This is a genomic window from Actinomadura xylanilytica, from assembly GCF_030283145.1.
Classification (GTDB): Bacteria; Actinomycetota; Actinomycetes; order Streptosporangiales; family Streptosporangiaceae; genus Spirillospora; species Spirillospora xylanilytica.
The window spans coordinates 134,640-160,770 of sequence record NZ_JASNWE010000007.1 but is presented as its reverse complement, the minus strand read 5'-3'; the positions used below and the strand labels follow the sequence as shown (position 1 = coordinate 160,770).

Below are 26,131 nucleotides of genomic sequence, written 5' to 3'. Positions count from 1 at the left end.
TGCCTCTCTCTCGAATGTCTCGGTCGCTTCCAGCGACGACGACGATGCCGGACGCCTCTTACGGTCCGTTTCAGGTTCCCTTACCGCGCCCGTCCAGGGGCCGTCCGGGCCGCGCGTCCGGCCGCGGACGCGGCGACGGGGACGGGGGCGCCCGTGCGGGCGGACGCGGAGTCGGAGGCGGGGACGGACGGCGGGCTCGGGATGATGGCGGGGCTGCGGTCGCCCGCGCTGCTCCGCCCGGCCTTCGTCTTCGCGATCAGCGCGACGGGCTGCGGAATCGTCGCCACGTTCCTGCCGGCCGCGGTCCCCGCCGGGAACGTGGCGGCGGCCGGGCTGCTGGTGCAGGCGACGACCGCACCACCGCCCCGGTGCGGACGGGTCATCCCGCGCGCAGCCGGGCTTCGATCCGGTCGACGTCGGCGCGCTCGGCCGGGGGCAGCGGGGCGCCCGCCGACGCGCGGGCCCCGGCCGCCGCCTTCAGCGATCCGGCGGCCTCCTCGTACCGTCCGGCCAGTGCCAGCGCACCCGCCGTCCCCTCCAGGGCGAGCGCGACCGCCCTGGGGTTGCCCGTGGCGCGGGCCGCGTCGAGGCCCTCGCCGTGGAGCCGCAGCGCCTCGGCCGCGTCGCCGCGCAGCTCCGCGATGAAGCCGAGTTCGGCCAGCAGCAGCGCCAGTCCGGGGGTCCCGCCGACCTCCCGCACCCACGGGATCCACCGGCGCAGCGACGACTCGGCGGCGTCGAGGTCGCCCCGCCTGCGGGCGCCGAGCGCCAACCCGACGTCGGCGAACTGCTCCAGGCGCCGGTGGGACTCGCGGACGGCCAGCCGCCGCGCCCGCCGGTGCAGCCGTTCGGAGCGCTCCCCGTCACCGGTCAGCAACGCGATCCTGCCGAGCCTGGACAGCTTGTAGGAGACCTCGGCCCACAACCCGAGCCCCTCCGCCACGCGCAGCCCGTCCCGGTGCAGCTCCTCGGCCCGCCGGTAGTCGCCGGCGACCTCGGCGAGGACGCCGAGGGTCTCGGTGACCTGCGCCCTCCCCCAGCCGTCGCCGATCTCTGCGAACAGGGCGAGACCGCGCCGGCCGTCCCGGTCCACCACGGCCATGTCACCGGCGGTCAGCGCCAGCGTGGCCCGGCCGGTGAGCGCCGCCGCCATGCCCCAGCGGTCGCCGAGTGCGGTGAACCCGGCCAGCGACCGTTCCAGCAGGACGCCGATCGCCCGCTGGTCGCCGAACCCGGCACGGACGAAGCCGAGGAACCACTCGGCCCAGGCCAGGCCCCGCGGATCGTCCGTGTACGCCGCCAGCGCCGCGCGGCTCCGCGCATCGCGCTCGGCTCCATCGCCCTCCAGCATCGTCAGGCCGACCCGCCACGTTCTCGCCCTGACCAGCAGGCGCCTATTGGAGATCCCCGATTCCTCGCCGCTCGCGCTCAAGGCCAGGGCCACGAATCTCCGCGCCTCGCCGTGCCGCCCCCAGAGGAACCAGCACCAGGCCATCGCGTTCGCGAGCCGGAGCGCCAGGTCGGCGTGGCCGTCCTGCACGGCACCTTCAAGGGCGCCGTGCAGGTTCGCGGACTCGGCGCGCATCCTGGCCAGCCAGTGACGCTGTTCCCGTCCGCGCAGCAGCCCGTCGGCGCGCTCGGCGAACGCCGCGTAGTAGCGGTGGTGCCTGCGGCGCACCGCCTCGTACTCCCCCGCCTCCTGAAGCCGCTCGACGCAGTACGCGGCGACCGATTCGAGCAGGCGGTAGCGCGGCCCCTCCGCGAGGACGACCAGTGAACGGTCCACCAGGCCGGCCAGCGTGGCGAGAACGTCCACGCCCTCGTCGGCGCACACCTCCTCGGCCGCCTCCAGGGTGCAGCCGTCGGCGTGCACGGCCAGGCGCCGCAGCACCGTCCGCTCCGTTTCCGACAGGGGCTCCCAGCTCCAGTCGATCATCGCGCGCAGGGTCCGCTGCCGTGCGGGGGCGTCGCGCTTCCCGGTGGCCAGCAGCCGGAACCTGTCGTCCAGCCGTTCGGCCAGCGTGTGCACGCCCATCGCGCGCACGCGCGTAGCGGCCAGCTCCAGGGCGAGCGGGATCCCGTCGAGCCGCCTACAGACCGCCGCGACGGCCTCGGCGTTGTCCGGGTGCAGCTCGAACCCGTGCACGGCGTCCGCCACCCGCTGCACGAACAGCTCCACCGCGCCATAGCGCCGAAGCTCTTCCGGGGCGGTTCCGGCGTCCCGTTCCGGCGAGTCCAGGGGCGGGACGCTCCACAGCCGTTCACCCGAGATCCCCAGCGATTCCTGCGAGGTCACCAGCGCGCTCAGCCCCGGGACGTCCCTCAGCAGCGCCGCGACCAGACGCGCGACCGGCTCGACCACGTGCTCGCAGTTGTCGAGGACCAGCAGCATCCGTTTCCCGCGCAGCACCCCGCCGAGCCGTCCTGCGGACGCCGCGCCTTCCCCTCGGGGCGCGCCCTTCCCGCTGAGCCCGCCCTTCCCGCTATCCGCGCCATCACCGGTGGACGCGGCGTCATCGCGGAGGCCCAGCACCGCGGCCACCAAATCGGCCACGTCCGCCGCAGTCGCTGTGACGCTCAGCGCCGCCAGCTCGACCAGCCAGACGCCGTCCGGATGGTGCTCCACGACGTTCCGGGCCGTTTCTACTGCCAACCGGGTCTTGCCCACACCGCCGGGCCCGTTCAGCGTCACCAGCCGGGAACTCCCCAGGAGGCCCGTCAGCTCGTCCAGGGCGGAGGCTCGTCCCACCAGGTCGGTGACGAAAACGGGCAGGTTCGTACGCGGACGCTCTTCGCCGGACACGTCCAGCGCAGGGTCCTGACGCAGGATCGCCTGCTGGAGCTCAACCAGGCGCGGCCCAGGATCGAGGCCCATCTCGTCCCGCAGGCGCAGGCGGAGGTCGTCGTAGCTCTGGAGGGCCTCACTCGTACGGCCCGCCCGGTAGAGCGCCCGCATGTGCACGTCACGGAGCCGTTCCCGTAGCGGATGGGCCGCCACCGCCCCGCCCAGCTCGGCCGCCAGCAGCGCGTGTTCACCGGCCTCGAGGCGCGCCTCGGCCCGTTCCTCCAACGCGGCGAGCCGCAACTCGCCGAGCCGTGCGCCTTCAGTGACCGCGGACCCGAACTCGGCGAATCCGAACTCGGCGAACGCCTCCCCACGCCACAGCGCCAGGGCGTCCCCCAGCAGGGCGGCCCTCGCCTCAGGCGCGGCCGTCCGCCGCGCCCTCGCCGCCAGAGCCTCGAACCGGCCCGCGTCGACCGCCTCGGCGGCGATCCGCAGCCGGTAGCCCGCCGGACGCGATTCCACCAGCGCCCGGCCGCCCGCCTCGGCGTCCTCCAGCGTCCGCCGCAGCTGCGACACCCTCGCCTGCAACGTCGCCTTCGGGTTGGCAGGAAGCGCGTCCCCCCACAGCCCGTCGATGAGCCGATCCGCCGGGACGATCCGTCCGGGCCGCGCCAGGAGGTGGGCCAGCAGCACGCGCACCTTGAGGTCGGTGACCGGGACCGGCGTGCCGTCCTCGGTCCACACCTCCATCGGCCCGAGCACCCCGAAGCGCATATGCCCACCGTATTGCAGCGAATCCACCCGAAGGATCCCCGAAGTCCCCCGCCGCATGCTGGTGCCGACCACCGACACCAAGGAGCACAGCATGTCCGAGAACCACCCCGCCCCCGTGACGGTCATCGGCCTGGGCCTGATGGGGGCCGCGCTCGCCGAGGCGTTCCTCCGCAACGGGCACCCGACCACCGTGTGGAACCGCTCGGCCGCCAAGGCCGCCCCCCTCGTCGCCAAGGGGGCGGCGAACGCGGCCACGGTCACCGAGGCCGTCACGGCGAACGCGCTCGTCGTCGTCTGCCTGTCGCTGTACGACAACGTGGACGAGGTGCTGGACACCGCGGGCGACGCCCTCGACGGCCGGACGATCGTCAACCTCACCAACGGCACGCCCCGCCAGGCCCGCGCCATGGCCGAGCGTGCGACCGCGCGCGGCGCGCGCTACCTCGACGGCGGCATCATGGCCGTCCCCCCGATGATCGGGCAGCCGGCGGCCTCGATCCTCTACAGCGGCCCCGAGGACGTGTACGAGCCGCACCGCGCGACGCTGGCGGCCCTCGGGACCCCCCGCCTCCTGGGCGCCGACCCCGGCTTGGCGGCCCTCTACGAGATGGCCCTGCTGAGCGCGATGTACGGCATGTTCGGCGGCTTCTACCAGGCGCTCGCGCTGGTCCGCACCGAGGACGTCCCGGCGGCCGAGTTCACCCCGATGGTGGTCACCTGGCTGACCGCGATGATGCACAGCCTCCCCCGGCAGGCACTGGCGATCGACACGGGCGAGTACGCCACCGAGGTCTCCAGCCTCGCCACCAACCAGGCGGCCTTCCCCAACCTGGTCGACGCGAGCCGCGACCAGGGCGTCGGCGTACGGCTGATGGAGCCGATCCACGCCCTCATCGAACGCGCCGTCGCCGAAGGCCACGGCGAGGACGGCCTGGCCCGCCTGGTCGAGTTCGCCGAACGCCCCTGACCCCCACTGCCCGCCCGGACGGCGCGCACCGCGGGCGGGAGGCGGTCAGCCGCGGGACCGTTCGGGGTGTTCGGGACGTTCGGGCGAGGTGGCGGGACGGTCCGACGCGGTGCGGTCCGACACGGTGCGGTCCGACACGGTGCGGTCCGACACGGTGCGGTCCGACACGGTGCGCTCCGGCAGGGGGGAGCGGCGCGGCTCGGCGGCTTCGGCGGACGGGCGGCCGTCGTCGGGCTCCGCCGCCGGGGCTGGGTCCGGGTCGGGCGACCCCAAGGGGGCGTCGGCGGCGTGCCCGCTGCCGGGCCCCTCCTTGAGCAGGCCGGAACTCTCCAGGTACTGGCGGCCTCGGGGGGTGATGTCCCAGGCGTTGACGCGCCACTCCCTGCGGCGCCAGACCACGCCGGCCGACAGCAGCTTGCGGCCCACCCGGCTGATCTCGGTCTCGTCCGTGCCGAGTTCGGCGGCCAGCTCGCGGTTGGACAGGCCCTGCCGCCGCGCCACCACGCTGAGGAACCGGGCGGCGTGGCTGTCGGGCTGGAGCGCGAGCTGGAGCCCGGAGGGCAGCCGCCGCAGCGCCCAGTGGACGACGTCGATGAGGCCGAGGATCCGGCCGCGCTGCTCGCGCTGCTCGCCGTCCAGGGCCTGGACGTCGAGATAGTGGCGGTGCAGCCATTGCAGCCCGTCCTGCACCTCGACGAGCGCGGGTTCGTCGGCCGTCAGCGAGGCGTCGGTGATGATCATGCCGAGCGCGCTGAAGTGCCCGTCGCTGATGACCTTGGCCTGTTCCATGGAATCGAGAAGCCGCCGGACCTCGGTCCGGCGGTCGCGGCCCTGCGAAAGGGTGCGCGGCATCAGCTCGGCTCTCACGTTCACGGCTCACCTCAGGATCGTCGAGTACGCCGGCCCACCCAGGGTGCATCGAGTGCCAAGTGAATGTCAAGCGACACGTTCCGCCACGTCCGCGGTGCGGAGATCGACGGCACCGCGGCCCGATCCGGCAGCACCACCGCTGAAGATCGCGCCATTTTCTGTAGCAGAAGACACTGATGGGGCGAAGTTCCGAGAGTTAGCATCGGGTGACCACGCGTTACGAGCCCTGTCAACCCCCCGGGGGCGTATATGACGGATCAGTTGGCGGCACCTGCCTACCCGGCCGAACCAGCTGATCTCTTCGTTGATCTCTACGACGCCCTGCCCGATCACCTCTTCCGGACCTGGGAGCCGACCGGGTGGTACGACGATCCCGCGGTGAATCGGCAGGCGAACGACATCACCGAGATCGTGCTGGACCGCGGCGAGCTGCCGCCCACGCTGACCGCGCATCTGATCGCCGAGCACGGCGACCTCGGCCGCTTCACGCTCCTGCTCGGCCTCGACGGCGCGCTCGCGCACGCCAACCCGTACGGCCCCTACCACGACACCGGCGCCCTGACCGAGGTGCTGACCAACTGGACGATCGACGGGCGGCTCAACGGTCCGGGCAGCCCCGGCGCGTTACTGCCGCGCTGCGCCTTTCCCGGACGGCCGCGCGGGCTCAGGTCCAAGGCCGAGTTCTTCGGCGTGCACCGGATCCCGCCGGCCGAGTGGGAGAAGATCGACCACATCCGGCTCCCGGCGGTCAACGACCCGCACTTCGCCCGCGAGCGACCCGTGACCGTCGGCTGCGCGCCCATGCTGGAGAGCTTCGACGACGTCGAGATCGAGTTCGAGCGGCGGCACGGGATGACGGTCTACCGGCTGCGTCCGGTTGACTCGGCGGCGCTGCGAGGCCGAATCAAGACGATCATCCGCAGGCTGGACGAGTCCGGCGCCCAGATCGCCGTGATGCCCGAGGTGGCGCTGTCGGAGGCGATGCTCGAGCAGTGGAAGGAGGAGGCGTTCGACACCGCCGGCCGCGACCGCGAGCGCCATCCCCTGCGCTTCCTGATGCTCGGCACCGGACCGCTGGGCGGCGGCGACCCGCCGCCCAACCGCGCCGTCCTGATCGACCGCTGGACCGGCGAGGAGCTGCTGGTCCAGGACAAGCTGTCCGGTTTCACCCTGGACGCCGCGCAGATGCGGCTGTGGCGGCTGCCCGGCGCGCCGCGCACGGGCACTGCCGAGGAGTACGCCGCGCCGGGCTCCACCATCCGGGTGCTCGACTCCAGCCTGGGCCGCCTCGCGGTGCTGATCTGCGAGGACATCAGCCGGACGGTCGGCTGGGAACGCGAGTTGCAGTCCTGCGGGGTGTCGCACCTGCTCGTGCCGATCTTCTCCAAGCCGATCATGGAGTACCGCTGGGAGCAGCAGGCCGCCGAGCGCCAGGTCGGCTCGCTCGGGACCTGGGTCACGGTCGCCAACAGCCTGGCGATCGGCAGGGCCATCCCCGAGTCGGAGCTGCCCGGCCCCCGGTACACCTGCCTGGTCGCCGGCCCGGAGAACCTGGCCCGCACCACCTACAGCATGGAGCTCCAGTTCGGCACCGCCGAGACGGGCGACGGCATCGGCCTGCTCAAGCCCGGTGAGGACCCGCCGACCCTCCCCAGGCTCTACCCCGGCGCGGCCTACGACCTCTGGCACGACCACTGGCGTCCGCCGCCCGCCTGACGCCCGGGACCGCCCCGGCCGCAGCGGCGCAGGCGGCGCGGCCGGCCCGGCTCCGGCGGCGCGCGGACGGTGCCGTGGTCACTGGACGGTGAAGTCCTCGGGGCTCGGGGCGTTGCCGGTGGGGGTGACGACGACGGGACGGCCGCTGGCGGCGCCGCTCGGGACCGTGGTGCGCACCTGGGTGTCGGTCACGTCCGTGGCCGGCGACTCGGCATCGCCGAAGCGCACTCTGGAGGCCGAGCCCAGGCCGGTGCCGCGGAGGGTGACGGTGGTGCCGGCCTCGCCGGAGACGGGGTCGATGCCGTCGACCCTCGGGGGCAACGCCTGGTCCCGGCCGGTCTGGGCCGGGGCGAGCAGGGTGCCGAAGACCGAGCGCAGCTTCTCGGCGGTCTCCTGGGAGAACAGGCCGACCAGTGCGGCGATGGCGGTGATCCCGTACGGGTTGATGTCGGAGGTGCCGCCGGCCGGCGAGGTGAGGCCGCCGCGCAGGACCAGGTAGACGATCAGGCCGAGCAGACCGCCGATGAACGGCAGGAAGAGGTACATCATCAGCCAGCTCCGGCGCAGCGAGCGGTTGCCGACGTACCAGTAGAGCGATCGGAGCGCGTGCACCGTCGCGCCCAGCATCCCGGCCGCGAGGACGATGACGAACAGGCCCGTCTCGCGGCTCAGCCGCGGGGACCAGCCGGGGAGCCGGGCGGTGGTGGCGCTGGGCGGCAGCTCGGGGCGGCCGTCGGGGGCGAGGGAGGGGGCGGGCGGCCAGACCTGGACCAGGATCACGATCAGCACCGCGGCGAGCGCGATGAGCAGGACGGCGACGGCGATGATGTCGCGGGTGCGGGCGTATTCGGTTCCGATGGGCGACTCGTTGGGCACGGGCGTTCACCCCTCTCGGGCACTCCCTGGGGTATCGCCGTCACCGGGCGTGGCGTTTCGGCCGGGGCCGCCGGGGCGGTTCGTCCTCCGGTGGAGGCCGGTCCGCGGGGCCCGCTGTGCCCGGGACGCCGCGCCCCGCCTTTTTGCCCGGCGGCGGGAAGACGACGTGGCGCGGGCGGGTTGGCACTGTTCATGAGCATTCCCTTCTCCGTCCTCGATGTGGCCCCCGTCGCCGGCGGTTCCACGTCCGCGCAGGCCCTGCGGAACACCCTGGAGCTGGCCCGGCACACCGAGGGCCTCGGCTTTCACCGGTACTGGCTGGCCGAGCACCACGCGATGCCCGGGATCGCCAGTTCTGCGACGGCGGTGCTGATCGGGCAGGTCGCGGCGGCCACGTCCCGGCTGCGGGTGGGGTCGGGCGGGATCATGCTGCCCAACCACGCGCCGATGGTGGTGGCCGAGCAGTTCGGGACCCTGGAGGCGCTGTACCCGGGACGGATCGACCTCGGGCTGGGGCGCGCTCCGGGAACCGACGCGGCCACCGCGCGGGCGCTGCGCCGCTCGCCGGACGCGCTGTCGGTGGACGACTTCCCCGAGCAGGTCGTGGAGCTGCGCGAGTACTTCGGCGCGGACAGCAAGGTGACCCCCGCGGCCGGCAACGGGCCGCCGATGTGGCTGCTCGGTTCGAGCGGGTTCAGCGCGCGGCTGGCCGGGCTGCTCGGCCTCCCGTTCGCGTTCGCGCACCACTTCAGCGCGGAGAACACGCTTCCGGCGCTGGCGCTCTACCGCGACTCGTTCCGTCCCTCCGCCGTCCTGGAGGCCCCGTACTCGATGATCGCCGTATCGGTGACGGCCGCGGACACCGACGCGCGGGCGCGCGAGCTGGCGGCCCCGCAGGCGCTGTCGCTCCTGCGGCTCCGCTCCGGGCGTCCCGGCCCGCTGCCGACCCCCGAGGAGACGGCGGCGTACCCGTACACGCCGGTCGACCGGCAGATCATCGACTCACGGCTGGCGGGGCAGGTCCTGGGCAGCCCCGACACGGTCCGGCAGCAGCTCGACGCGCTGCTGGAGCAGACCGCCGTGGACGAGGTGATGGTGACGACGTCGACGTTCGAGCAGGCCGACCGGCTGCGCTCGTACGACCTGGTGGCCGAGCTGTACGGCCTCGCCGACGCCCCGCGCCGGGAGCACCCCTCCCTGGCCCGCGGCTGACGCTTCTCCCGACGGTCCGTCCGGACAGTCTCTCCGGGCGGGCCGTCAGCTCAGTTCGGCCACTACATCGGCGGTATAGGCGCGCACCGCCCGTTTGGTCTCCGCGATCAGGGCCTCGTCGCCTTGGCGGTCCTCGCGGAACGCCAGGGCCAGCAGCGCGTCGGCAATGGCGACCGCCGCCCGCGCCGCGGAACGGGCGGCCGGGGTGTCGGGCAGGCCGTACCAGTGCCCCCACAGCCCGAGGAGGCGTTCGGCCAGGGCCTGGTTGCTCTGCCGGTCGAGTCTGCGCGCGGCGCCGCGCAGGCCCCCGCCGAACCACACGGTGCGGAAACCGTGGCGCTCGCGGAAGTAGGCCACGAAGGCGTCGATGACGCGGTCGGCGGCCTCGCCCGCCGTCGGCGCGGGGCCGTCCGCCGCCACGCCCGCGAGGATCGCCACGAACCCCTCGGTCCACTGCTCGGCCAGCGTCTCGATGATCGCTTCGACGTTGGGGAAGAACTGGTAGATCGAGGCGACGGAGATATCGGCGCGCTCGGCGACCGCGGAGGTGGTCAGCGCGTCATGGCCGCCCTCTTCGAGCAGCTCACCGGACGCTTCGAGGATCTGGCGGACCCGCTCCCTGCTGCGCCGCTGGGTCGGGGTGCGCCGCATCGCCGGATTCTCCTCGGCCGTCTTGCCACTCATGGGTCCGCAGCGTATCGTGACAAACCTGAATCTGAATCAGATTTAGGTTTACTCGATCTCCTCCGAGATCCCTCCTCCTCCAAGGAGTGCGCATGACGGCAGGCGCGCTCAGCAGAAACCTGAGCACCCCGAAGATCGTCTTTCTCGTGGTGGCCGCGGCGGCGCCGCTGGTCGCCATGGCCGGCACGGTGCCGCTGTCGATGGGCGCGGGCAACGGCGCGGGCGTGCCCGGCGCCTACCTCGTCGCCACCGTGACGCTGCTGTGCTTCTCGGTCGGGTACGCGACCATCGCCCGCACCGTGACCGGCGGAGGCGGCTTCTACGCCTACATCGCCCGCGGTCTCGGCCGGCCGGTCGCCGCGGCGGGCGCGGTCTTCGCGCTCATCGCCTACAACGCGCTGGTCGCCGCGCTCGCCGGCGGCATCGGCTACTTCCTCACCAGCGCCGCCGGCGTCCCTGGCCCCTGGTGGGCGTGGAGCGCGGCCGGCGTCGCGGTCATGTCGGCGCTCGGCTTCCGCAGCGCGAACCTGTCGGCCAAGGTGCTGGCGGTGCTGATGACGTGCGAGGTCGGCATCCTGTTCGTCTTCGACGTGGCGGTGATCGCGCAGAAGGGGATGGACGCCTTCGCCGCGGCCTCCTTCGAGCCGTCCACGATCCTGGCCGGGGCGCCCGGGGTGGCGTTCATGTTCGCCTTCGGGTCGTTCGCCGGGTACGAGTCGGCCGCGCTGTACGCCGAGGAGACCCCGAACCCGTCCCGCACGGTCCCCCGCGCCACCTACGCGGCCGTCATCGTGATCGGGCTGTTCTACACGCTGACGAGCTGGATGACGGTCGGCGCGATCGGCGCGGACCAGGCCCAGCGTGCGGCCGAGGAACAGGGCGGCGACCTGTTCCTCAACCTGGCCGGGGACCTGCTCGGCGACGGGATGAAGGCCGTCTTCGGGCTGCTGGTGATCACCAGCGTGTTCGCCTCCCTGCTGTCGGCGCACAACGCGGCCGGGCGGTACGTCTTCACGCTGGCCAGGGACGGGCTGGCGCCGGCGCGGCTCGGCCGGGTGCACCCCCGGCACGGCTCGCCGTACACCGCGAGCCTCGCCCAGGCCGGTTTCACGCTGATCGTGGTCGCCGCGTTCGCGGTCGCCGGGCTGGACCCGTACCGCAACCTCGTCACGATCATGAGCGGGCTGTCCACGCTGGGCATCGTGCTGCTCCAGGCGTTCGCCGCGGTCGCGATCGTCGCGCACTTCCGCCGCAAGGGCGACCGCCGGTACCTGCGGACCCTGGCCGCGCCGCTGATCGGCTGCCTGGGGCTGCTCACCGCCACGGTCCTGCTGCTGATCAACTTCGACACGCTCGCCGACTCCGACGCGCTGTTCATCAACTCCCTCCCGTACGCGGTCATCGTGCTCGCCATCGCCGCCTCCCTGTACGCGCTGCGGCTGCGCGGCACCGATCCCGTGCGGTACGCCCGGATCGGCCACTCCGGCACCGACAGCGACCAGAGCGGCGAGGGTGACGGGCCCGGAGGCCGCACCGCAGGCGCCGCGGGGGCCTCGCCCGCCGGGGCGTCGCCGGCCGCATCGAACATCACCGAAGACGAAGGACAGCGATGACCTACACACTCGCCCAGCTCCCCTCGCTCGCCGGCACGGAGCTGTTCTGCTCCGACTGGCTCACGCTGGACCTCTCCGACGAGCAGGCGTTCGGCAAGGCCACCTTCCTGCGCGAGGACTTCCTGGGACGTCCGCCGTCCAACGGCGACCCCTACGGCGAGCGGCTCGTCTCGGGCTTCCTGCTGCTGTCGATGATCGTGGCGTTCCACAAGCGCGACCTGAAGCTTGAGAACAGCGGAGCGTACGGGCTCAATTACGGCGTGGACAAGGTGCGGTTCCTGCGGCCGGTCCTCACCGGCGAGCGGGTACGGCTGCGCGCCGAGCTGCTCGAAGCCCACGAGAAGGCCCCCGGCCGTACGCGCGTCCTCACGCGTAACGTTCTCGAGGTGGAGGGCGCCGACAGTCCCGCGATGGTCGCTGACTGGATCACGTTCTTCGTGGACGAGTCCGTGGAGGCCGCCGATGCCTGACCTGCCCGCCGCAGCGCCGCTGCCCGGTGAGGGCGTCGTCCCGGCCGCAGACAGGGTGGTGGACTTCCTCGACCACTGGGCGGCCCAGCAGCCCGGTGCGCTGCTCGAAGATTTCGGTGGAGCACGCCGTACCTACGGCGAGGCCGCCGCGGACGTGGCTCGCTGTGCCGCGGCCCTGCGGGCGTCCGGTGTCGGGCCGGGCGACCGGGTCGCGGTGCTGACGACGCCCCGTCCCGAGTTCCTGACGCTCTTCCTCGCCATGTCGCGGATCGGCGCGGTCTGGATCGGCCTCAACCCGCGCTACACGCGGGACGAGCTCCTGCACGTCGTCACCGACAGCGGCCCTGTGCTGCTGGCCTCCCTCGCCGAGCACGCGGGACGGTCCTATGCCGACGACGTCGCGGCACTGCGCACGGCCGCCCCGTCCATCCGGGAAGTGGTCGCGCTCACCGGGGAGCTGCCCGGCGCCGTCCCCTTGAACGACTTCCTCTCCCGCGCGGAGAATTCCGCGGGAGACGGCACTGGAGCCGTGTCCCCGGACGATCCGGCGCTCATCATCTACACCTCCGGGACCACGGGACGGCCGAAGGGCGCCGTCATCAGCCATCGCGCCTTCGCCGAGGGCTGCCGGCTCCAGGGCACCAGGCAGTACCACTCCCTCGCCGTGGCCCTGGCGAACCTCCCGGTCAACCATGTCGGCGGCGTCATGGACGTGGTGTCGGTGCCGCTGGCGATGGGCGGTGCCGTCTGCTTCATGGAGGACTTCGATCCCGCGGGCGTCCTGGCCGCCATCGAACGGGCCGGGATCACGCTCTGGGGGCAGATCCCGACGATGTTCCAGCTCGTCGCGGCGCGGCCCGAGTTCGCCACGGCGGACCTGTCCTCGCTCACCCACATCGGGTGGGGCGGCGCGCCGATGCCGCGCGACATGGTCGCGCGGCTGCGCGCCACGGGCGCGCGGCTCAGCACGGTGTACGGGCTCACCGAGAGCTGCGTTTCGGTCGCCTACAACGATCCGGACGCCGACGACGAGACCCTCGCGTCGACGATCGGCCGGCCCGATCCGCGGCTGGAGCTGCGCCTGGTCGATCCCGCCGGGACGCCCGTCCCGGCGGGCACGCCGGGTGAGATCCAGTTGCGCAACCCGTGCGTGATGAGCGGCTACCTGGGACTGCCGGAGGCGACCGCCGAGGCGTTCACCGAGGACGGCTTCCTGCGGACGGGCGACCTCGCGGTGGTCCGTCCCGACGGCAACATCACCCTGGTCGGACGGCTCAAGGAGATGTTCAAGTCGGGGGGCTACAACGTGTACCCGCGCGAGATCGAGGTCGCGCTGGAGGAGCACCCGGACGTCGCGGCGGTCGCGGTGGTCCCGATGCCCCACCCCGTCTACCACGAGGTGGGCGCCGCGTTCGTCGTGGCGCGTCCCGGCAGCGCGCTCACCCCGGAGGCGCTCACCGAGCACGCCCGCGCGCACCTGGCCAACTACAAGGTGCCCAAGCGGATCGAGATCATCGCCGAGCTCCCTTTGCTGCCCGCCGGGAAGGTCGACAAGTCCGCCCTGCGCGCCCGCGTGCGTTGACACGGGCGCGCAGGGTCTCCACCCCGCCGGCCGTGGCGGGCCGCCGTCCAGCAGCCGGTCGGCCGCCGGCCGTCGGGGGGTGGCGTCAGCAGGGACCGTGGGCCCGGCCGGCCATGGCGTGAACATAGGGCGCCCACCGTCTAGCCTGAAACAGACGGAACGGCGAAAAACATCCGCTGGACCGGACGAAGTGCACAATGCGCCGCCGAGCCCTGGGGAGCCTGATGCCGCCCACCCTCGCGACCGTGGCCGCACTCCCCCAACTGGGACTGCGGCTACTCACAGCGACGCGTCCGGACGCTCCGGTCAGGTGGGTCGCGGTGAGCGAGCTCGAGGACCCCACTCCCTTCCTGGAGGGCGGGGAGCTGGTCCTCACCACCGGTATGCGCCTCACCTCCGAGAACGCCGCGTCCTACGTCACGCGGCTCGTCACTCGGGGTGTGGCGGGCCTGGGCTTCGCAGTCGGGGTCATTCACGCCGCCCCGCCCCCCGAACTGGTCGACGCGGCCCGCCAACAGGGGCTCCCCCTCCTGGAGGTGCCGCGCCCCACCCCGTTCATCGCCATCGGCAAGGCGGTCTCGCGGCTGCTCGCCGCCGAGTGGTACGAGGACGTCACCCGGGCGTTCCAGGCCCAGCGGGAGCTGACCCGTGCCGCTCTCCGAGGCCCCGGCACCCTGGTGGCGCGCCTCGCGCGCGAGCTCGGCGGCTGGGCGCTGCTCCTCGACCCGTCCGGCGCCGTGCGGCACGCGGAGCCCGCCCGTGCCCGCCAGCGCGCCGCCGACCTGGCCTCTGAGATCGCCCGCCTGCAAGGCGCGCGGCCCTCCACCACCGGGCCGTCCAGCATCGCCCTGTCCGGACGGGACGGGTACGTCGTCCTCCAGCGGATCGGCCTCGGCGGAAGGCCGCGCGGGTATCTCGCAGTAGGGACGGACGACCCGCTGCCCCATGTCGCCCACACGATCGTCGGCTCCGCCGTGGCGTTGCTGACCCTGCAATCGGAGACACCCCGTACCGGCCGGGAGCTTCGGGCGACACTCGCGGCACTGCTGCTCGGCCTGCCGCCGCACAGCCCCGCGCTACCACCATCGCCCGTCCGCGTGCTGGCCTGTGCCGGCGGGGCCGCCATTCTGGACGCGCTGGAGGCCGATCCCGCAGGCGAGCGCGCCCTGGCCGTGCCCATGCCCGGCCACTGCGCGGTCATCGTCCCGGAAGGGCAGGCCGACCACGTCATCGCGCTCGCCCAGGCGCAGGGGCCCGTGGGAGCGAGCGACCCCACCGACATCGAACCGTTCGGCGACGCCCTGAACGATGCGCTCCGGCAGGCCGAGCAGGCGCTGACGGCCGCGCGCCGCCTCCGCACGTCCGCCGACCGTCCGCACGGTGTGATGCGTCACTCGGACCTGCCCGGACAGGGAATTCTGGGCCTTCTCGACCGCGATCTCGCCCAGGGGTTCGCGGCGGCCCTGCTGGCTCCGCTGCACGCCGAGGACCCCGCTCTGATCACTTCGCTGCGCGCCTACGTGGCGGCGAACGGGCAGGGTGAGGCGGCTGCGCGCGCGCTGGGCGTGCACCGCCACACCCTGCGGACACGGATGCGCAAGACCGCCGAACTGCTGGGGCGCGACCTGGACGATCCGGCGATCCGGGCGGAGCTCTGGATCGCGCTCGCCATCACGGCCAACCCGTAGGCTCGGATTGGACATCCTGGAGGCTCCCATCCGGGCCCGCCGGAGATAGCGTGAACGCATGAACGTGACCCCATTCTGGCTGGCCGGTCGTCCCGCGACCGGTGACGGTGAGCTGACCGTTACCCACCCGTACGACGGCCGCGTGGTCGGCGCCGCCTCCGTTCCGACCCCGGAGCAGGTGGAGGAGGCGCTCGCGGCCGCGCACGCAATGCGCAAGGAGGCCGCCGCGCTGCCGCTGCACGTCCGCGCCGAGGCGCTCGCGCACGTGTCCAGGCGGCTGGAGGAGCGGTCGGAGGAGGTCGCCCGCCTCATCACCGGCGAGAATGGCAAGCCGCTGCTGTGGGCGCGCGGAGAGGTGACCCGGGCGATCTCCACGTTCCGGTTCGCCGCCGAGGAGACCCGCCGCTGGAGCGCCACCACGCAGCGCCTCGACACCGACCCGGGCGCCACCGGGCGGATGGCCTACATCACCCGCGCCGTGCGGGGGCCGGTGCTCGGCATCTCGCCGTTCAACTTCCCCCTCAACCTGACCGCGCACAAGATCGCTCCGGCCATCGCGGTGGGCGCGCCCATCGTGGTCAAGCCCGCCCCCGCCACCCCCCTGTCGGCGCTGCTCCTCGGCGAGCTGCTGGCCGAGACCGACCTGCCCGAGGGCATGTTCTCCATCCTCCCGGTGCCGAACGACCGGGCCGGCGCGCTCGTCGACGACCCGCGGCTGCCGATCGTCTCGTTCACCGGCTCGGTCCCGGTCGGCTGGGCGATCAATGACAAGGTGCCGCGCAAGCACGTCACCCTCGAGCTCGGCGGCAACGGCGCGGCGGTCGTGCTGGCCGACTCCGACCTCGACTGGGCGGCGGCCCGCATCGGGCTGTTCTCCAACTACCAGGCCGGGCAGAGCTGCATCGCGGTCCAGCGCGTCTTCGTCGACCGCAGCGTGTACGACGACTTCGTGCCCAAGCTGGTCGACGCGGTCGAGAGCCTCGTGACCGGCGACCCGTGGGACGACAAGACCCAGGTCGGCCCGCTGGTCAGCCAGGACGCCGCCGAGCGCGTCGAGTCCTGGGTGAACGAGGCCGTCGCCGCGGGCGCGCGCGTCCTGGCGGGCGGCACCCGCGAGGGCGCCGCGTTCGCCCCGACCGTCCTCGCCGACGTGCCGGCCGACGCCAAGATCTCCCGCGAGGAGGTCTTCGGCCCGGTCCTGCTGGTCCAGGCGGTGGACGGGGTCGACGAGGCGTTCGACCTGGTCAACGCGTCGAAGTTCGGCCTCCAGGCGGGCGTGTTCACCCGCAACCTCGACATCGCGTTCCGGGCGCACCAGGAGCTGGAGGTCGGCGGCGTCGTGATCGGCGACGTCCCGTCCTACCGGGCCGACCAGATGCCCTACGGCGGGGTGAAGGACTCGGGCGTCGGGCGCGAGGGCCTGCGCTCGGCGATGGCCGACTACACCGAGGAGAAGGTCATGATCCTCACCGGCCTGCCCCTCTGACAGCACGCGATCACGGGACCGGTCTCCTCCTGGGGGCCGGTCCCTTCGCCGTTTCCGGCCGGCCCGGCCCCGCCACGTCGGCCGGCGCGTCGCCGAGACGGCCCCAGCGGCGCTCTCAGGGATTCAGGGACGCGTGGCGTCGAGGAAGTCCACAGCGCGCCCCAGGAGGGCGATCAGCGCCTCCCGTTCCTCGGCGCTGAACTCGGCGGCGAGCCCGCGCTCGACCCGGACGGCGCAGGCGTCGGCGTCGGCCATGGTCCGCGCCCCCGCCTCGGTGAGCCGCGTCTCCAAGACGTTGCGGTGCCACTCGTGCGGGGTGCGCGCGATCAGCCCGCGCTCCTGAAGGTTCTTCAGCACGGTGTTGATGGTCGGCGGGGTGACGCCGCAGGCCCTGGCCAGCGCGGCGGCCGACATGCCGGGGTTCTCCGACAGGTGCAGCAGCGCCGCGTACTGCGGGACGGTCAGCCCCGCCGGCTTCAGCACCGCGTGCTTGGTCGCGTTGAGTGCTTGCTCGGCACGCTTGAGGTGGGACCCCAGCCGCTCGGAGACGGGCATCGACGTCATCTGCGCATGGTAACGGGCGTCATTCTTCGGACCTTGACGAGCATTAGAGTTCTAACTAATATTCGTACTCGTCTCAAAGAGACGACTCTAATCTTCCCCTGAAGTGAGGCATCGATGTCCCGCCTTCTCACGCACCCCTCGATCGCCGCGGCGGTCACGGCGCTGGCCACCGTCCTGCCCCTCGCCTCGGCCGCGCAGGCCGCCGGAGCACCCGCGACCGCTCACCACGCCACCGCCCACCGCGCGCCCACCCGGCACGCGCCCGCCGACCGGGCGGCGGGCGTCCGGTCGGCGGTCCGAGTGGCTCCGGCTTATGAACTGCCCGGCGAGCGGGTCTATCCCGAGGGCATCGCCGCCGACCCACGGACCGGGGACCTCTACGCCGCGTCCTACGCCGACGGCACCGTCTTCAAGACGACGCCGGGCCACCGGGTCGCCGAGGTGTTCCTTCCTGCGGGCGCGGACGGGCGCCGCACCGCCAACGGCCTGAAGGTCGACCGCGCCGGCCGGCTCTGGGTGATCGATTCCACCGCCGGGGTGTCGGTCTACGACGCGAGCAGCCGACGGCTGCTCGCCCAGTTCACCGTCACCGGTAGCGGCGAGACCTTCGTCAACGACGTCGCCATCGCCCCGGACGGCGCGGCCTACCTGACCGACAGCACCCGCGCCGTGGTCTACCGCGTCACTCCACGCGACCTGGCAAAGGCCGAGGCCGACGGCGGGAGGGCCGGGCTCACGCCCCGCTTCGACCTGGACGACGCCCCCGAGCCGCCCGCCCCCGGCGCCAGCGGCCTCAACGGGATCGTCGCGGACCCGTCCGGCCGCTACCTGCTCACAGCGGACATGACCGGCGGCGTCCTCTACCGCCTGGACATTCACACGGGCGCGATCCGCAAGGTCGCCTCGAAGGGCGGTGACATGCTGAACGCCGACGGCCTCGAACTCCAGCACGGCAGGCTCTGGGTCGTGCACAACGTGGCGAACCAGATCAGCCGGTGGAAGGTCACCGCGAACGGCCTCGTGGCGCGCGAAGAGCAGAGGGTGACCGACAAGGCGCTGAAGCTCCCGACGACCCTGGTGCGCCGGAACGGGACCCTCTACGTGGTCCGTTCGCAGTTCGACAAGGGCGGGCCGATGGGACCCGGCACTCCGGAGACGCCGTTCACCATCGCCTCGGTCGACGGCATCTGACCGCCCCCGTCCTCAACGGCGATAACAAAGGAATACAGGGGAGATAGGCGCCCTGAATACCTTCACCACGGCTGGGAGGCCCTGGCCGGCCCGGCGGTCCCCGCCCGCCGTTCGGACCCGCGGGCCGCCCATCGCGGCGGCCCCAGTGCGGCGAGGTGGAGGAGCGCAGTGAGCGTCGACAACGTGGCGGACGTCCGGTTCCGCGTCAACGTCATGGTGAGCGGCCTGGCCGCCCAGGTCCTGCTGTTCGTCGGGTCGCTGATGCCCTGGGCCACCTTCCCGGGCGCGCAGGGCAGCGGGTTCCGTCCCTGGGGCGGGCTGCCCGGCATCGTCCCGACCGGCGGCCTCACCTTGGCACTGGGGCTGACTCTCGCGGCGGCGGTGTCCACGATGCTCCGGCCGGCCTGGCTGCCCGCGGCCGTCGCCTCCAGCGCGTCCGTGCTCACGCTGGTCCTTCAGGTTCGGCTGTGGGCGGCCCTCGGAGAGCACAACGACCTGGAACCCGCCGCCGGACTGTACCTGTCGGTCGCGGCCTGCGCGGTGGTGGCGGCGTCGTTCGCCCCTATCGCCTGGCACGGGCTCGCGCGCGGGCGCGGGCCTCTGGCCGATCTGACCACCTGACGCCGAGCCCGACGCCGTCGGCGGCGAACGGGACTGTCAACGGACGGTGGGCGGCGTGGCCTCCGCCGAGGCGACGCGGCTCAGGTAGGCGTCGATCAGGGCGTGGGTGCGGCGGACGGAGGCCGGCTCGCCGCGGCGGACCTCCGCGCGGACGGCCTCGGGGTCGCGGCCCGCGCCGCGCAGCGGGGCCTCGCCGCCGTGGGCGAGCCAGAGGTCGAGTTCGGCGAGGGTGATCTCGGGGTGGAACTGCACGCCCATCGAGCGGCCGGACACGAACGCCTGGGAGCACGCCTCGTTGCGGGCGATCTCGCGGACGCCGGGCGGCAGGATCCAGCGGTCGAAGTGGAACTGGAACCACGGGCCCGGCCCGACCAGGGACGGCTCGTCGGTCTCGACCCGGGTCCAGCCGAGCTCGGGCCGCGGGGCGCGCTCGACACCGCCGCCGAGGGCGGTGGCCAGGGCCTGCCCGCCGAAGCAGATGCCGAGGACGGGCACCCCGGCGGCATGCGCGCCGGCGAGGAAGGCCAGCTCGGGGGTGATCCACGGGCCGATCAGCGCCACGTCGTCCACCGACCAGGGGGCGCCCATCGCGACGATGAGGTCCGCGGCGCCGGGGTCCGGGAACACGCCTTCGACCGACGGGTCCCGCTGCCGCTCCGGCGGGACGACGAGCAGTTCCGACAGTGTGTAGCCGTGATGGACGAGCCGTTCGCCGACCGGGCCGGTCGGCGACTGGGCGTCGTGCTGGATCAGCAGGGCGCGCACGGGGACCTCCCGGGTCAAAGGCCGGAGCGACCGAAACGATCACGGCGGGCCGGGTCGGGGGCGGGCAGGGCGGAGAGGGCCGCCTCCACGGCGGCGGCGGCCCGCAGGCAGAACGCCTCGGGCTCGTCGGCCGCGTCGGGCCGCTCGTCGACGAGGGCGTCGGCGATTCCGTCGCGGAGGAGGTCCTCCGACCGTACCCCTTGGGAGCCGGCCATCTCCGCGGCGCGGTCCGGAGTGCGGTGCACGATGACCGAGGCGCCCTCGGGAGGCAGCGGCGACAGCCAGGCGTGCCGCGCGGCGAGGACGCGGTCGGCGGGCAGCAGGGCGAGCGCGGCGCCGCCGGTGCCCTCGCCGAGGAGCAGGCACAGGGTGGGCGCGGCCAGCGTCATCAGGTCGGCCAGGCAGCGGGCGATCTCCCCTGCCAGCCCGCCCTCCTCCGCTTCGGCCGACAGCACCGCGCCAGGGGTGTCGACGACGGTGACGAGCGGGAGGTGCAGTTCGGCGGCCAGCCGCATGCCGCGCCTGGCGACCCGCAGCCCGGCCGGGCCGAGGGGATGGCCCGTCCGCTGGCTCCGCCTGTCCTGGCCGACCAGCACGCACGGCATGGAGCCGAAGCGGGCCAGGGCGAGCAGGAGGCCGGGCTCCGCCTCCCCCTGGCCGGTCCCGGACAGAGGCGTCACGCTGGTCGCGCCATAGCGGAGCAGTTCCCGGACGCCGGGCCGGTCCGGACGGCGCGAACGCTGGATGGAGTCCCATGCGGACGCCCCCGCGATGGCGACCGCAGGAGGCGGGGAAGTCGGAACGGCTGACGGGGCTGCTTGGGCGGGCCCGGTCGGCGTACGGGCGCAGAGCACGTCCAGGGTGTCGGCGGCGATATCGGTCAGGTCGTCTATGCCGACTACCGCGTCCACCAGGCCCTTGGCCGCGAGGTTCTCCGCCACCTGCACACCGGAAGGGAATGGCTCCCCGCAGAGGCCCTCGTAGACGCGGGGCCCTAGGAACCCGATCAGTGCACCAGGCTCAGCGGCCGTGACGTGACCGAGCGACCCCCAAGAGGCGAAGACCCCGCCAGTGGTGGGATGCCTCAGATACACGAGGTAGGGCAGGCCCGCGGCGCGGTGCGCCATCACGGCGGCGGTGATCCGCGCCATCTGCACGAACGCCGCCGTGCCCTCCTGCATACGCGTCCCGCCGGACGACGGGGCGGCGAGCAGCGGGAGGCGTTCGGCGGTGGCGCGTTCGATCGCGGCGACGACGCGTTCGGCGGTGGCCAGGCCGATCGATCCGGCGAGGAAGCCGAACTCCGACACCACGAACGCCACCCGGCGACCGCGCAGGAGCCCTTCGCCGGTGATGACGGCCTCGTCGCAGCCACTGCGCCGCCGGGCGGTCGCCAGCTCCGCCGCGTACGCCGAGCCTGGGGCGGCGACCTCGATGGGAGCGGTGTCCCAGGACGTCCATGCGTCCGCGTCCAGCACGTGGCGCAGTAGCCCGCGCGCCCCGACCCGTTCCGACACGCGGCTCCCTCCAGGCGAAGCTGACCGGAATCGTCATCCTCGCAGGGCCCGCACCTCTCCGACATGAGCGGCCCCAGCACGGGGCCGCCCAGGACGGCTCGGTGTCGAGACGGGCGCCCTGAGGCCGGGCCCGGCCCCAGGGCGCATGCCGGTCAGGTTCTGGCGCGGCTCCACATCTCCAGGTACGCCTCGGCGCCCCGCGCCATGTCGTCGGTGATCTCGCGACCGGCGATGTTGCGCATGTCGGCGATCCAGTCGGGGACCAGCCCGTAGTTCGCCACACCGTCGGTGTTGAGGTCCCAGGTCCGCTGGCCGGTGCGCTGCCGGTCCAGGGTGACCCCCGGGTCGATCGGCGAGGTGTAGGGGTAGGCCAGCTTGTTGCCGGCGTTGCCCTTGCGCGGCGCGGGCAGCGGGCCCATCCCGTTCGCGTCGAGCCCGTAGCCGTACCCGAAGACGAAGCGGTCGTCGCGGAGCTTCTTGGTCTCACGCCATTCCGCGACGAACGAGTCCGCGGCGCTGCCGTACGCGTTGACCATGCCGCCGAGGCCGTAGATGCGGCGCATGTAGTTCTGGTCGGTCCAGCTGTGCGAGGACATGACGCCCGAGTACTTCGCCTTCTCCAGCAGGCCGAGGGACTGGTCAACGGCCTTGACGCTCATATGGTCCAGCTCGACGATCATCTTCCGCTTGACCATGCCCTGGAGCGCGTACGCGCCGAGGTCGGTGAGCCCGTTGACGTTGCAGTGCGGCGCGCTCGGATAGATCGGCAGCGTGATCCCGGCCAGGCGCAGGTCGCGCAGCGGCCCCGCGAGCAGGTCGCCGAGCGCGCCGGCCGGCTGGATCGGGTTGTCGTGCGCGGCCCCGGTGCACGTCTCGGCCTGCCAGAACCGGCCGGACCCGACGAAGTTGCCGAGGTTCATGATGACGCCGGTCGTGCCCTGGTCGTACCGCACGCCGCACAGCGCGTTGTCGAACTTGTGGCACAGGAACATCGAGCTGACGCCGAGCTTCTTGACCTCGTCGAGCCCCTTGTCGATCTGCTCCTTGCCGCACTGCGGCGCGCCGAGGACCTGCCGGCAGCCGAACGGCTCGGAGGTCTCGATCCCGAGGACGACGGCGAGCTTGCCGGCCTCGATCACCTTGCGGGCCTCGTCCGGGCCGCCGACGATCCGGAACCAGCCCTTGCCGGGTCCGCCGTTCTGGCGGTCGACGTAGTCCTGGAGCTCGCGGGTCCGCTGCGCCTGCAACCGGATGGTGTCCATCTCGTCGCAGGAGTTCTTCTTCAGCGGGTAGATCTCACACAGGGTGCGGTTGGCCACGAGCTGGTTGACCAGGACCCGCTGCCCGGCGCGCCAGGACCGCTCGACCCACTTGTAGTACGTCTGCTGGTGGGTGAACGAGTCGTTGGCGGGCCAGTCCTTGAAGGTCGGCCAGCCCTTGGTGTCATGGGTGCCGACCGGGACGCCCTTCCGGGTGAAGTTCTCGAACCAGGCGGGCAGGCCGTACGGCTCGTGGTCGGGGCAGTCGGTCAGAGCGGCCGCGACGCCGCCCTCGTCGAACGGTTTGCCGCACATGAGCGAACCGCCGAACCCCTCGTACGACATCAGGTGGCTGTGCGCGTCGACATATCCGCGGACCTGGCCGTTCGCGGTGGTGCCGGTGAAGGGCTTCCCGGACGCGCCGGTGTCGGGCTCGGGCACGGCGGAGGCGGCCCGGGAGGCGGGCGCGGGAGCGGAGGCGGAGGCGGAGGCGGTCGCGGACTCGGACGGGGCCAGCAGCGCGGCGCCGAGCACGCCGAGTGCCAGCGCGGCCAGCACGGGGCGGAGAAGGGGGCGTGGAGGGGACATGCGTACCTCTGGGGACGGGGGGACGGGGGTCCGGACACTCGTGATCAGATCACGACGCGCAGTAAAAGTGAATACTTCTCATCTTCAATCCGGGCGGCGGGTTTTGTCCGCGCCGGACAAGGGGAGCCGCAACACGAGCCGCGCACCCCCTGCGCCCGCACCACCTGCGCCCGCACCACCACCGCCAGGCTCGCCCCCGCCGGGCTCGGCGGGCTCGGCGGGCTCGGCGGGCTCGGCGGGCTCGGCGGGCTCGGCGGCGACGAGGGCGCCCCCGTGCTCGATCGCGATGTCACGGGAGATGGGCAGGCCGAGCCCGCTCCCGGCACGGTCCCGCTCGCGGCCCTCCGACAACCGCTGGAAGCGCTGGAAGATCCGCTCCCGGTCCTCCGGCGCAATGCCCGAACCGTCGTCGGTCACCTCCAGCACCGCCTCCCGCCCCTCGGCCGTGACGGTCACCCGCACCTCGGAACGCGCGTGCCGTGCGGCGTTGTCGAGCAGGTTGGTGAGCACCCTGACCAGGTGGGGACGGGTGCCGAGCACCACCACCCCGTCGTCCGCCCGGGTCGTGACCGGCACCCGCCGTCCCCCGCGGGCGGCCTCCTCGCGGGCGAGCGCGCCGAGGTCCACCCGCTCGCGGTCGGCCGGCACGTGCGCGTCCAGCCTGGCCAGCAGCAGCAGGTCCGAGACGATCCGCTGCAACCGGTCGGCGTCGCCCAGCGCCGCCCGCGCCACATCCGGCCAGTCCTCATCGGCGGGGTGCTCGAGGGCCGCCTCCAGTTGGGTGCGCAGCCCGGTGAGCGGGCTGCGCAGCTCGTGCGAGGCGTCGGCGACGAACGCGAGATGCCGCTCCACGAGCGCCTCCAGCCGGTGCAGCGTCAGGTTCACCGACTCGGCCAGCCCGTTGATCTCGTCATGGGAGTCCGGGACGGTCACCCGGCGGTCCGGCCGGCCTCCGGTGATCTCGGCGAGCTCGGCGCTCATCACCCCGACGGGGCGCAGCGCCCGCCGCACCGCCCGCCAGACGATCCAGGCCATCGCGCCCGTGGCCAGCACGACCACGAGCGCGAGGTAGCCGATGAACGCGCCCCTGCTCTCGGTCAGCGCGTTGAGCGGCGCGCCGGCGTGCACGATCCGCGGTCCCGCGCGGGTCTGCACCCGGAGCGTCACCACGTAGGCGGAGCGGGCCACTCCGGGGATGTCGGCGTCCGAGGTCACGGGCCGTCCGGGAACGCCGGGGACGCGGACGCGCAGCGCCTCCTGCCCGGTCAGCGCGCTGCTCGAGGCGAGCACCCGGCCCGAGCCGTCGACGATCTGGAGCAGGGGGAAGTCGACGTCCCGGACCGGCAGCGTGCCGATCACCTCGGACTCGCGCGCGATCTCGGCCAGGTCGGCGGCCACCAGGTCGCCCCGCTCGCGCAGGCCGTCGTACACCGTCTTGCGGATCACCAGGTAGAAGGCGACGACCCCGACCGCCAGCAGGAGCCCCACGATCAGCGTCGCGGTGGCCGTCACCCGGGTGCGCAGGGTCCGGCGCGAGAAGGGCCGGCGCAGCGCGTGGACCCGCATCCGCGGCGCCCCTCCCCCCCCTGCCATCGCGCACGGCGGCCCGCGCCGCGCTGCGTCCAGCGCCTGGAGGGTGGGCGCAGAAGTGGATGTAACCGAGCCGCCGTCCGGCGAAACCCCGGCGGCGGCGCGCGGCCCGATCAGCCGCGGCGCCGGTGCGCGGCGAACCGGCCGAACCGGCCGCGGTGGTAGAGCAGCGGGGCGGTTCCGGCCGCGCCGAGCTCCACCGCGACGACCCGGCCGACGACCAGCAGATGGTCACCGATCTCCTGGACCGAGTGCCAGCCGCAGCGCAGCCGGACCGCGGCGCCGTCGAGCAGCGGCTCGCCCGCGGGGCCGCGCCGCCAGCGGGTGGGCGCGGCGAACCGGTCCACGTCGCGTGCGGCGAACCGGCCGGCGACCTCGGCCTGGTCGTGGCCGAGCACGTTCACCGCGAACGCCGGTGCCGCGCGCAGCCGCGGGAAGGTGGACGAGGAGACCGCCACGTAGAACGACACCAGCGGCGGGGCGAGGCTGACCGAGGTGAACGAGGTGGCGGTGAGCCCGGCGGGGCCGCCGGACGCGGGCTGCGAGGTGACCACCACGACGCCGGCCGCGTGCCGGGCCAGCGCGTCGCGGAAGGAGTCGCCGGTGACCGGGACGGGCCGTGCCTGCATCGTCCCGGTCACCGGCCGGTCCCCGCCGTAAGAGCGCCCCGAACGGCGGGGACGACGAGGCCGGCCCACTCCGCGGCGACGGAGTCGAGCCGGTCGAGTTCGGACTCGAGCAGCGCCAGCCCCGGCGTCGGGACGGTGGCGCCGAGCTCGACGAGCAGCGGCCGGAGGTGGACCTCCACGGCCAGCGCGTGCCGCGGCGACCCGAGGAGCAGCAGCGGCAGCGCGGCCTTGCCGGTCAGCGAACCGGCGGCGAAGCGGTCGAGGAAGACCTTGAGCAGCCCGGTGTAGGTGCCCTTGTAGGTGGGGCTGGCGACCAGGAGCACGTCGGCCTCGGCGACCTTGGCGTGGGCCGCGCGCACGGCGGGCCCGGGATCGGCGCACAGCAGGTCGGGCGCGAGGTCGGACAGTTCGACGGGGTCGGGCGTGCCGGGGATCCCGGCCGCCCTCGCGACGGCGCCCGCCGCCGCGAGGGCGGCGCGGGCGGTGCGGGAGGCGGGGCGGGGGTTGCCGATGATGACCACGAAGCTCACGGGCCCATCCTGCCCCCAGATTTCCCACTAAGTCAATAGGTTATATCGGGAAGCCGGCGCCGATGCCCGCACGGACGACGCCTCCCACCCCTGGGGTGCCGTCCGCGCGGGCATCGCCTTCGATGCCGCCAGCCGCCGGGGCTCCGCGCGCCGA

At 73.5% G+C, this 26,131-nt stretch carries 22 protein-coding genes; 10 read left to right on the top strand and 12 right to left on the bottom strand.

Annotated features, from left to right (window positions below):
- Positions 1–80 precede the first annotated feature (80 nt).
- Entirely contained in the window at positions 81–383 is a 303-nt protein-coding gene (locus tag QP090_RS35850) for a hypothetical protein (protein WP_285944202.1), read from the bottom strand.
- The gene (locus QP090_RS35845) at positions 380–3,559 is read right to left on the bottom strand and encodes an AfsR/SARP family transcriptional regulator (protein WP_285944201.1); all 3,180 of its coding nucleotides are present in this window, start codon (positions 3,557–3,559) and stop codon (positions 380–382) included. The genes QP090_RS35850 and QP090_RS35845 overlap by 4 nt, the downstream gene beginning before the upstream one ends.
- A gap of 91 nt (positions 3,560–3,650) precedes the next feature.
- On the opposite strand from QP090_RS35845, the gene QP090_RS35840 reads away from it, so the two are divergent.
- Complete coding sequence (locus tag QP090_RS35840) at positions 3,651–4,526, top strand: NAD(P)-dependent oxidoreductase (protein ID WP_285944200.1); 876 nt, start codon at positions 3,651–3,653, stop codon at positions 4,524–4,526.
- Positions 4,527–4,571: 45 nt separating this feature from the next.
- Here QP090_RS35840 and QP090_RS35835 read toward each other — a convergent pair whose 3' ends face one another.
- Positions 4,572–5,399 (bottom strand): hypothetical protein, encoded by an 828-nt coding sequence (locus QP090_RS35835; protein ID WP_285944199.1) that lies wholly within the window; start codon positions 5,397–5,399, stop codon positions 4,572–4,574.
- 246 nt (positions 5,400–5,645) lie between these two features.
- Here QP090_RS35835 and QP090_RS35830 point away from each other — a divergent pair, with 246 nt between their 5' ends.
- On the top strand, positions 5,646–7,112 hold the full coding sequence (locus tag QP090_RS35830) for a carbon-nitrogen hydrolase family protein (protein WP_285944198.1): 1,467 nt from the start codon (positions 5,646–5,648) through the stop codon (positions 7,110–7,112).
- Positions 7,113–7,190: 78 nt separating this feature from the next.
- Here the strand turns inward: QP090_RS35830 and QP090_RS35825 are convergent, their stop codons facing one another.
- Complete coding sequence (locus QP090_RS35825; RefSeq protein WP_285944197.1) at positions 7,191–7,988, bottom strand: IPT/TIG domain-containing protein; 798 nt, start codon at positions 7,986–7,988, stop codon at positions 7,191–7,193.
- A gap of 192 nt (positions 7,989–8,180) precedes the next feature.
- On the opposite strand from QP090_RS35825, the gene QP090_RS35820 reads away from it, so the two are divergent.
- A complete protein-coding gene (locus tag QP090_RS35820; protein ID WP_285944196.1) occupies positions 8,181–9,200 on the top strand; it encodes an LLM class flavin-dependent oxidoreductase in 1,020 nt (339 codons plus the stop codon).
- 45 nt (positions 9,201–9,245) lie between these two features.
- Here the strand turns inward: QP090_RS35820 and QP090_RS35815 are convergent, their stop codons facing one another.
- Complete coding sequence (locus tag QP090_RS35815; protein WP_285944195.1) at positions 9,246–9,884, bottom strand: TetR/AcrR family transcriptional regulator; 639 nt, start codon at positions 9,882–9,884, stop codon at positions 9,246–9,248.
- A 92-nt stretch (positions 9,885–9,976) separates the two neighbouring features.
- On the opposite strand from QP090_RS35815, the gene QP090_RS35810 reads away from it, so the two are divergent.
- The 5 genes from QP090_RS35810 to QP090_RS35790 all read left to right on the top strand — a co-directional run bounded on the left by QP090_RS35810 (position 9,977) and on the right by QP090_RS35790 (position 16,723).
- On the top strand, positions 9,977–11,497 hold the full coding sequence (locus tag QP090_RS35810) for an APC family permease (protein WP_285944194.1): 1,521 nt from the start codon (positions 9,977–9,979) through the stop codon (positions 11,495–11,497).
- Positions 11,494–11,967: a hotdog family protein gene (locus QP090_RS35805; RefSeq protein ID WP_285944193.1), complete on the top strand. Its 474-nt coding sequence runs from the start codon at positions 11,494–11,496 to the stop codon at positions 11,965–11,967. Before QP090_RS35810 ends, QP090_RS35805 begins: the two co-directional genes overlap by 4 nt.
- Positions 11,960–13,549: a class I adenylate-forming enzyme family protein gene (locus tag QP090_RS35800; protein WP_285944192.1), complete on the top strand. Its 1,590-nt coding sequence runs from the start codon at positions 11,960–11,962 to the stop codon at positions 13,547–13,549. The genes QP090_RS35805 and QP090_RS35800 overlap by 8 nt, the downstream gene beginning before the upstream one ends.
- Before the next feature lie 197 nt (positions 13,550–13,746).
- Entirely contained in the window at positions 13,747–15,237 is a 1,491-nt protein-coding gene (locus QP090_RS35795; protein ID WP_349666535.1) for a PucR family transcriptional regulator ligand-binding domain-containing protein, read from the top strand.
- Positions 15,238–15,295: 58 nt separating this feature from the next.
- Positions 15,296–16,723 carry an aldehyde dehydrogenase family protein gene (locus QP090_RS35790; protein WP_285944190.1) on the top strand — a complete coding sequence of 476 codons (1,428 nt, stop codon included), beginning with the start codon at positions 15,296–15,298 and terminating at the stop codon, positions 16,721–16,723.
- 123 nt (positions 16,724–16,846) lie between these two features.
- Here QP090_RS35790 and QP090_RS35785 read toward each other — a convergent pair whose 3' ends face one another.
- The gene (locus tag QP090_RS35785) at positions 16,847–17,287 is read right to left on the bottom strand and encodes a MarR family winged helix-turn-helix transcriptional regulator (protein ID WP_285944189.1); all 441 of its coding nucleotides are present in this window, start codon (positions 17,285–17,287) and stop codon (positions 16,847–16,849) included.
- A 114-nt stretch (positions 17,288–17,401) separates the two neighbouring features.
- Between QP090_RS35785 and QP090_RS35780 the strand changes: the two genes are divergently transcribed.
- Together QP090_RS35780 and QP090_RS35775 are read left to right on the top strand one after the other, a co-directional pair.
- Positions 17,402–18,478 (top strand): SMP-30/gluconolactonase/LRE family protein, encoded by a 1,077-nt coding sequence (locus QP090_RS35780; RefSeq protein WP_285944188.1) that lies wholly within the window; start codon positions 17,402–17,404, stop codon positions 18,476–18,478.
- 168 nt (positions 18,479–18,646) lie between these two features.
- Positions 18,647–19,099 (top strand): hypothetical protein, encoded by a 453-nt coding sequence (locus tag QP090_RS35775; protein WP_285944187.1) that lies wholly within the window; start codon positions 18,647–18,649, stop codon positions 19,097–19,099.
- A gap of 36 nt (positions 19,100–19,135) precedes the next feature.
- Here the strand turns inward: QP090_RS35775 and QP090_RS35770 are convergent, their stop codons facing one another.
- From QP090_RS35770 to QP090_RS35745, 6 genes are all read right to left on the bottom strand, one after another.
- The gene (locus QP090_RS35770) at positions 19,136–19,864 is read right to left on the bottom strand and encodes a type 1 glutamine amidotransferase (protein ID WP_285944186.1); all 729 of its coding nucleotides are present in this window, start codon (positions 19,862–19,864) and stop codon (positions 19,136–19,138) included.
- Between the two features lie 14 nt (positions 19,865–19,878).
- On the bottom strand, positions 19,879–21,381 hold the full coding sequence (locus QP090_RS35765) for a carboxyl transferase domain-containing protein (RefSeq protein ID WP_285944185.1): 1,503 nt from the start codon (positions 21,379–21,381) through the stop codon (positions 19,879–19,881).
- 152 nt (positions 21,382–21,533) lie between these two features.
- On the bottom strand, positions 21,534–23,228 hold the full coding sequence (locus QP090_RS35760; protein ID WP_285944184.1) for an amidohydrolase family protein: 1,695 nt from the start codon (positions 23,226–23,228) through the stop codon (positions 21,534–21,536).
- Between the two features lie 84 nt (positions 23,229–23,312).
- Positions 23,313–24,794 carry a sensor histidine kinase gene (locus QP090_RS35755; protein ID WP_285944183.1) on the bottom strand — a complete coding sequence of 494 codons (1,482 nt, stop codon included), beginning with the start codon at positions 24,792–24,794 and terminating at the stop codon, positions 23,313–23,315.
- Between the two features lie 137 nt (positions 24,795–24,931).
- Positions 24,932–25,459: a flavin reductase family protein gene (locus QP090_RS35750; protein WP_285944182.1), complete on the bottom strand. Its 528-nt coding sequence runs from the start codon at positions 25,457–25,459 to the stop codon at positions 24,932–24,934.
- The gene (locus QP090_RS35745) at positions 25,456–25,977 is read right to left on the bottom strand and encodes an NADPH-dependent FMN reductase (protein ID WP_285944181.1); all 522 of its coding nucleotides are present in this window, start codon (positions 25,975–25,977) and stop codon (positions 25,456–25,458) included. Before QP090_RS35745 ends, QP090_RS35750 begins: the two co-directional genes overlap by 4 nt.
- Positions 25,978–26,131 lie beyond the last annotated feature (154 nt).

Excerpts from the sequence above, each read along its gene's own strand:
- QP090_RS35850 (WP_285944202.1), bottom strand. The coding sequence starts at position 383 with ATGACCCGTCCGCACCGGGGCGGTGGTGCGGTCGTCGCCTGCACCAGC.
- QP090_RS35845 (WP_285944201.1), bottom strand. The coding sequence starts at position 3,559 with ATGCGCTTCGGGGTGCTCGGGCCGATGGAGGTGTGGACCGAGGACGGC.
- QP090_RS35840 (WP_285944200.1), top strand. The coding sequence starts at position 3,651 with ATGTCCGAGAACCACCCCGCCCCCGTGACGGTCATCGGCCTGGGCCTG.
- QP090_RS35830 (WP_285944198.1), top strand. The coding sequence starts at position 5,646 with ATGACGGATCAGTTGGCGGCACCTGCCTACCCGGCCGAACCAGCTGAT.
- QP090_RS35820 (WP_285944196.1), top strand. The coding sequence starts at position 8,181 with ATGAGCATTCCCTTCTCCGTCCTCGATGTGGCCCCCGTCGCCGGCGGT.
- QP090_RS35815 (WP_285944195.1), bottom strand. The coding sequence starts at position 9,884 with ATGAGTGGCAAGACGGCCGAGGAGAATCCGGCGATGCGGCGCACCCCG.
- QP090_RS35810 (WP_285944194.1), top strand. The coding sequence starts at position 9,977 with ATGACGGCAGGCGCGCTCAGCAGAAACCTGAGCACCCCGAAGATCGTC.
- QP090_RS35805 (WP_285944193.1), top strand. The coding sequence starts at position 11,494 with ATGACCTACACACTCGCCCAGCTCCCCTCGCTCGCCGGCACGGAGCTG.
- QP090_RS35800 (WP_285944192.1), top strand. The coding sequence starts at position 11,960 with ATGCCTGACCTGCCCGCCGCAGCGCCGCTGCCCGGTGAGGGCGTCGTC.
- QP090_RS35795 (WP_349666535.1), top strand. The coding sequence starts at position 13,747 with ATGCGCCGCCGAGCCCTGGGGAGCCTGATGCCGCCCACCCTCGCGACC.
- QP090_RS35790 (WP_285944190.1), top strand. The coding sequence starts at position 15,296 with ATGAACGTGACCCCATTCTGGCTGGCCGGTCGTCCCGCGACCGGTGAC.
- QP090_RS35785 (WP_285944189.1), bottom strand. The coding sequence starts at position 17,287 with ATGACGTCGATGCCCGTCTCCGAGCGGCTGGGGTCCCACCTCAAGCGT.
- QP090_RS35780 (WP_285944188.1), top strand. The coding sequence starts at position 17,402 with ATGTCCCGCCTTCTCACGCACCCCTCGATCGCCGCGGCGGTCACGGCG.
- QP090_RS35760 (WP_285944184.1), bottom strand. The coding sequence starts at position 23,228 with ATGTCCCCTCCACGCCCCCTTCTCCGCCCCGTGCTGGCCGCGCTGGCA.
- QP090_RS35755 (WP_285944183.1), bottom strand. The coding sequence starts at position 24,794 with ATGCGGGTCCACGCGCTGCGCCGGCCCTTCTCGCGCCGGACCCTGCGC.